The 5,952-nt window shown below is 64.2% G+C and carries 4 protein-coding genes; all 4 read left to right on the forward strand.

Features of this window, described 5'->3' with window-relative positions; translation table 11 throughout:
* The first annotated feature begins 56 nt into the window (after positions 1–56).
* The 4 genes from galU to QZ294_RS10970 all read left to right on the forward strand — a co-directional run bounded on the left by galU (position 57) and on the right by QZ294_RS10970 (position 5,871).
* Complete coding sequence (gene galU / locus QZ294_RS10955) at positions 57–929, forward strand: UTP--glucose-1-phosphate uridylyltransferase GalU (protein WP_297051004.1); 873 nt, start codon at positions 57–59, stop codon at positions 927–929.
* A gap of 223 nt (positions 930–1,152) precedes the next feature.
* Positions 1,153–3,555, forward strand: a complete 2,403-nt coding sequence (gene priA, locus QZ294_RS10960; RefSeq protein ID WP_297051036.1) for a primosomal protein N' — start codon at positions 1,153–1,155, stop codon at positions 3,553–3,555.
* Positions 3,556–3,617: 62 nt separating this feature from the next.
* Complete coding sequence (locus QZ294_RS10965; RefSeq protein WP_297051029.1) at positions 3,618–4,913, forward strand: OmpP1/FadL family transporter; 1,296 nt, start codon at positions 3,618–3,620, stop codon at positions 4,911–4,913.
* A 280-nt stretch (positions 4,914–5,193) separates the two neighbouring features.
* Complete coding sequence (locus tag QZ294_RS10970) at positions 5,194–5,871, forward strand: outer membrane beta-barrel protein (protein WP_297051032.1); 678 nt, start codon at positions 5,194–5,196, stop codon at positions 5,869–5,871.
* The last annotated feature ends 81 nt before the right edge of the window (positions 5,872–5,952 follow it).

Here is a 5,952-nt window from a genome sequence, read left to right on the forward strand (position 1 = left end):
CACGCGTCCCTTGCTGCGGCTGATGTTTTCGTCATTCCGGAGAGAGGGAGACAGGCATGAAAGACATTCGCAAGGTGATCATTCCCGTGGCCGGTTGGGGCACCCGTTCGCTGCCAGCAACCAAGAACATCCCCAAGGAAATGCTCCCCATCTACAACAAGCCCGTCATCCAGTATGTGGTGGAGGAAGCCATCCGCGCCAAAATCCGGGACGTCATCTTCGTGACCAACCGGGACAAGAGCGTCATTGAAGATCATTTCGATTACAACCTCCAGCTGGAGGGCGTGCTCGAGCGCGCCGGCAAGCTGGACAAGCTGCAAGCCATCCGCGAAGTGGCCGAAATGGTCAACATCATGTCCGTGCGCCAGAAAAAGCAGCTTGGCCTGGGGCATGCCGTGCTCTGCGCGCGGGAACTCGTGCGCGGCGATCCCTTTGCCATCATGGTGGGCGATGACCTCATGTTCGGCGGCGTGCCGGGCATCGGCCAGCTCATCGAAGTCGCCATGGCCGAGAAGATGCCTGTGGTGGGCGTTATGGAAGTGCCGTGGGAGAAGGTGAGCAAATACGGCATCATCGACGGCGAGGAAGTGGCCCCCGGCGTCTTCCGCGTGCGGGACATGGTGGAAAAGCCCAAGCGCGAGGATGCGCCTTCCCGGCTCGCCATCGTGGGCCGGTATGTGCTCACGCCCGACATTTTCGACTATCTCGAAAAGGTGGAACCGGGCCAGGGCGGCGAGATCCAGCTTACGGACGCCCTCCAGTCCATGGCTAAGGAGCGGGGCATGATGGCCGTGCGGATGGCGGGCATGCGCTTTGATGCCGGCGACTGGGCGGAATTTCTCACCGCCAATATCTATTTCGCCCTGCAGGACGAGGAACTGCGCTACGAGCTTCTGGGGCTGCTGAAGAACTTCGTCCAGTTCCAGTAGGCCGACCGTTCCCTGACGCCCGACTGTGTCAGGCATTCCGTTGGGATATCCGGGCACGCGGGGGTGACATCGCCCCCGCGTGGTTCCGGTTTTTTCGTCCGCGCGCCCTGTGCGTCGATTTTTCGGAGGATGGCCGGCATTCCCGCGGCGCGCCGCGTTTTCCGCGCAACGGGGCATGCCCGGGCATTTTCCGGAATCCATTCCTGTCTTGTCCTTCGTGCCGATGCCCTACGCCCATGTTGCTCTTCTGAGTCCTCCCTATGCCACGCTGACGTACAGCCTGCCGGAATATTTCGGTGAGGAGCTTTGGCGCCCGGGGCTGCGCGTTGCCGTGCCGCTCGGCAGGGGGGGGGAAGCGGCCCTGCGGGCGGCTGTCCTGCTGGATGTCCGCGCCGATGCCGATGTGCCGCCGGGCGTGGTCTGCAAGGCGGTGTTCTGGCCGCTGGAGACGACGCCGCTCCTGTCGCCGGCGCTGCTTGAACTTATGCGGGACCTGGCCCTGCGCCAGGGGGTGGAGCCGGGGCATGTGCTCGGCCATGTGCTCCCGCAGGGCCTGCGGAGCACCGGTGTGCGCCTGCGCCGTCTTGGCGGCCGCGCCGAAACGTGGAGCCTGCGCGGTCTGCGGCAGGCGGGAGCGGACGAGCGCGCGGAACTTGCGCGGGAACTGGCCTCCGGCGCGGCGCGCCTGCTGCCCCGGAGCGTGGACGCCGCCAGCGAGGAATACTGTCACTTGCGCGTGGACGCGCCCTGGCCGGTGCGGCCTTCGGCCACGCGGCAGATGGCGGTGCTGGAGTTTCTCCACGCGCAGGGTCCGGTCAGCCGCCGGCGGCTGCTCCGCGAGGTCCGCGATGCCGCTCCGGCACTTGCCGCCCTCGTGCGGGCGGGCCATGTGGCGCTCGTCCATGACGACAGCGAGGCGGACGAACCGGGAGCGGCGCTTCTGGCGCCTGCTCCGGCGCGCGTGCGCCTCAACGCGGATCAGACGGCGGCGCTCGACGACCTCACGGCCGCCCTGGATGCGGACAGCGCGCAAAACCGCCTGCTCTACGGCGTGACCGGCAGCGGCAAGACGGCGGTGTATCTGGAGCTTGCCGGGCGCGCCCTGGCCCGTGGGCGGAGCGTCCTGCTGCTTGCGCCGGAGGTGGCCCTGGCGCTCAAGCTGCGCCGGGATGCGGCCGCCGCCCTGCCGGACGCGCCGCTTTTTCTCTATCACGGCTATCAGTCGCCCGCCCGCCGTGAGGCGACCTACCGGGCGCTTGCGGGGAGCGACGGGTCCTGCCTGGTCGTGGGGACCCGGTCGGCGCTGTTTCTGCCCCTGCCGTCGCCGGGCTGCATCATTCTTGACGAAGAGCATGATTCTTCCTTCAAGCAGGAAGAGGGACTCTCCTACCAGGCGCGGGAAGTGGCCTGGTTCCGCATGCGTCAGGAGCGGGGCCTGCTCGTCCTGGGTTCGGCCACGCCGGACCTCAAGACCTTTCATGCCGCCAGCGAGGGGCTGCTCCCGCTCCTGCGGTTGCCGCGGCGCGTGGGCGACAGGCCCTTGCCCCCCGTGGAGCTGGTGGACATCAGCGCCGCCCCGCGCCTTTTCCCGGGCGGCGCGCCTGCCGCATCGACGGGGGAGGAGGAGGGAACCGCCCCGGCCGGGATACTGGCGCCCCACTGCGAGGCGGCCTTGCGCGAAACGCTGGAAAGAGGCGAGCAGGCAGTGGTCCTGCTCAACCGGCGGGGATATGCGCCGCTCATGTATTGCCTTTCCTGCGGCAGGACGCAACGCTGTCCGCACTGCGACATCGGCCTGACCTACCACAAGGGGCTGGAGCGTCTTGTCTGCCACTACTGCGGCTATTCCCGTCCCTTTCCCGCTCCCTGCGACCATTGCCGGGGCATGGAATTCCTGCCGCTGGGAGAGGGGACGGAGCGCCTGGCCGAACGGCTCTCCGTCATCGCGGGGCGGCCTGTCCTCCGGCTGGACCGGGACAGCACGCGGCGCCCGGGCCGCATGGAGGAGATCCTCACGGCCTTTGCCCGGCGTGAGTCGCCCATCCTGGTGGGAACGCAAATGCTTTCCAAGGGGCACCATTTTCCCCAGGTAACGCTTGCCATCGTGGCCGACGGCGATCTTGGCCTCAACCTGCCCGATTATCGGGCCGCCGAGCGCACCTTTCAGTTGCTCGTGCAATCCGCCGGCCGCGCGGGCCGGGGCGAGCGGCCCGGCCGTGTCCTCATCCAGACGCGCGATGCGGACCACTACTGCTGGCAATATGTACGCACGGCAGACTACGAAGGCTTTTACCAGGCCGAGCTGGCCCTGCGCCGCAAGCGCGGGTATCCGCCCTTTGTCCGGCTCGGGCTTCTGCGCTTTTCCTATGCGGCGGAGGAGCCACGCGGTGCGGACGCGCTTGCCGAAGTGGCCGCCGCAGTGCGCGCGCGGGCCGGACAGCTCGGCGTCACCATGCTTGGTCCCGCGCCCGCGCCGCTGGGGTTGCTCCGGGGCCGGCGACGTTTCCAGTGCCTGCTCAAGGCCGCATCCTGGCCCCCTTTCCGTGAACTCTATTTTTTTGCCCGCCGGCGGAATCCCGGGAATTTGCGGCTTTCCCTTGACCTCGATCCGGTTAATATGCTGTGATGCCGAATTGCCGTTTTTCTTCCGTTTGCGGGAGTTTTCGTTCTGCCATTCAAGGGGGGATCATGAAGCTTGTTCGTGACCTGTGCTGTGCGTGTGCGCTCTTGCTTGTCCTTGCCGGAACAGTGCGGGCCGAAGGGTTTGCCCTCAATGAATGGAGCGCCAGGGGCGTTTCCCTTGCCGGTGGTCTCGTGGGCCGGGCGGACGATGTTTCGGCGCTGGCCTACAATGCCGCGGGCATCACCCAGCTTCCCGGCACGCATGTGATGGCCGGCATGGCCTTCATCGCCCCCATGGGCACCATCGACGCCGATCTCGGACGCGATGGCAAGCACGACACGACCACCAAGCCGGCCACGTTCTATGCGCCGCACGGCTTCATCAGCCACCAGCTCAATGACGATTTCTGGCTCGGGCTGGGGGTCTTCTCCCGTTTCGGCATCGGCAACAGCTATTCCCAGGATTGGGTGGGCCGCTACAATGTTTATGATGTCGGGCTGCAGACCGTTTCCTTCGTACCCACCGTCGCCTGGAAGATCAATGACATGTTTTCCGTGTCCGCCGGGCTGGAAGTGCTCTACGCGGGCTTCTACATGGGCAGCAAGATCCCCACAGTCGGGAGGACCGGCCGCGGCCCGGACAACGACATGCAGCTCCAGGGCGACGGCTGGGGCGTGGGCGCCCAGTTCGGCCTGCACATGCGCTTCAACGACCAGTGGTCGGTGGGCCTGGCCTACAAGAGCCAGGTCACGCTGAATATCGACGGTGATGTGGAATTCAGCCGCCAGGGCGAGCCGAATCTGCTGGCATCGGTGATGCACAAGGTGCCCGAGGCGCGCAACTGCGGGGCCAACGCCACGGTGCAGCTTCCGGATTCGCTGGCTCTGGGCGTGGCCTACAAGCCATTGGACAATTTGAGCTTTGAGGTGGGCGCCGTCTGGACGCGCTGGTCCACCTACAATGCCCTGAACATTTATATGGACAGCGGCTACGCCGCCATCAACGACAAGGCGGCGCGCGACGGCATGAATTTCAACGCCAGCGTGGAATACAAGCCCCTGGACTGGTGGGCGCTCAGGGCGGGCGTTTCCTACGAAACGCCGGTGCTCAACGAAAAGCACGCCGACTTTCTCATGCCCACCTATGGCCGCACCACCCTCAGCCTGGGTACGGGCGTGAAGTGGAATGACCTGACGCTGGATTTCGCCTACGCGCACCTCTGGATCAATTCCATGGACTACGGGCAGACCGATGCCGCGGGCCTTCTCGCGGGGCCGGGGTCCACTTCGTCCATCACCAATGCCCGTTCAAAGGATGTGGTCGCCAATATTTACATGTTTTCCGTGGGCTATTCCTTTTAATTAAGTAGGCTCAGGCCTCATTAAACTGCGTTATGGTTTTTCAGCGAGGGAAAGAGGTTTCTCCGTTGCCCGCTCCTTTGCCGTTGCGGCCGGGCGGTATAAAGTATTTCCCCGTATCTGCCGAAACAGCGAACAGAAAATGGGCGCGCGTTCCCGTGGCCGCGTGCGGACGGCGCCCATGACGGGAGAGGCCCTGATTTTTAGAACTTCTGTTGACAATTTCCAGAAATTGTCCAACAGTCAGCTTCCCTGACAACAGGAACATTGCGAGGAGGATGCCATGAAACGTGTTCTTGCCATTGCGGCGCTTGCGCTGACCCTGGCCCTGCCCGGGCTTGCGGCCGCCGAAAGCACGGGGATGTATCTGGCGCCGAAATTCCTCATGTCCATTCAGGATACGGGGACCATTTCGCGCACCAGCGCGCTTGCCGGTTCGGGCGTGGACGATTACAGCCAGTTCACCCTGGGTGGTGCCCTGGCCGTGGGCTATGATCTGTGGCCCCAGCAGATGATCCCGCTGCGTTTTGAGATCGAGTTCGCCATGCGCGGCAACAGCGAAAAGAGCTGGAACGACGTGGGCACGACCCTGCGCGGCGCCAAGGGGACTTGGAACAACTCGACCCTGTTCGCCAATCTTTTCTGGGACTTCCATAACGACACCAACTTCACGCCCTATATCGGTGGCGGCCTGGGCATGGCGTTCAACTACACGGGCTTTGATTTCACCGCCGCCAACGGCGACAAGTTCTCCGTTGATGACCGTTTCACCAACTTCGCGTGGAATGCGGGCGCGGGCGTTTCCTACAGCTTCAACGACAACTTTGCCATTGACGCCTCCTACCGTTTCGTGGGCCTTGGCTACAACGAAGTGAGCACCCACTACAACGGCCAGAAGTATGAGGTCGGCAGCGACCCCTACAACAACGAGTTCATGGTCGGCCTGCGTTTCGCTTTCTAGTGTCTAATTGCAAAAATTCTGCGCAGAATTCTGCGCAGAATTTTTGCAGGATCGTTCGCGAAAAAGCGTGGTTTTTCGCTC

The organism is uncultured Desulfovibrio sp., assembly GCF_910584445.1.
Taxonomy (GTDB): Bacteria; Desulfobacterota; Desulfovibrionia; order Desulfovibrionales; family Desulfovibrionaceae; genus Desulfovibrio.